The organism is Burkholderia sp. HMSC10F09, from assembly GCF_001806955.1.
In the GTDB taxonomy this organism is placed as follows: domain Bacteria; phylum Pseudomonadota; class Gammaproteobacteria; order Burkholderiales; family Burkholderiaceae; genus Burkholderia; species Burkholderia multivorans.
Window position 1 is genome coordinate 1 of the sequence record NZ_KV786608.1, and the last position, 646, is coordinate 646.

The following is a 646-nucleotide window of genomic DNA, read 5'->3' on the forward strand; positions in this document are numbered from 1 at the left end:
TCTATCGTCATTGGTCAGTCAGCGAAGTGGTGGACAGTCTGGAACTGGTGCTGCCCAACGAGACCACGTTCGTCAGCAAGAGCGGCCGTCACCCAGGCCCGGCAGCGCTTAGGCCACGCCCCGATAGCTTGGCTGTTCGAGCAAACCGCGCAGGCATGGTGCAAGCAGGATGGTGCGCGCCATGCCTTCAAAGGGCTTAGCTTGTGGGCCATGGATGGCACCACGCTACGCACGCCGGACAGTGCCGCGAATCGGGAACATTTCGGGTCCCAAAGCTACGCGAGCGGCAAGGTGGCCAGCTACCCGCAGGTGCGGGCCGTCACGCTGACCTCGATCCCGACGCATCTGGTAGCAAACATTGCGTTTGGCCGCTACGACACCAACGAGATGATCTACGCCAAGAATCTGCTGGCGCAGATTCCCGACCATTCGCTCACGGTCTTCGACAAAGGCTTCCTGGCAGCCGAGATCCTGTGCGGCCTGAGCTCGGGCGAACGCAATCGCCACTTCCTGATTCCGGCAAAGTCCAATACGCGTTGGGAGGTACTGTCGGGCAAACCGGACGATGCATTGGTGCGCATGCGCGTCTCGCCTCAGGCTCGGCAGAAATGCCCCGATCTGCCGGAGTGGTGGACGGCGCGTGCAG

1 pseudogene is annotated in these 646 nt (G+C 62.1%); it reads left to right on the plus strand.

The annotated features are described in order from the left end of the window. Nucleotides 1–646 (plus strand): annotated as a pseudogene (locus HMPREF3115_RS07125) (IS4 family transposase); the annotation flags it as partial.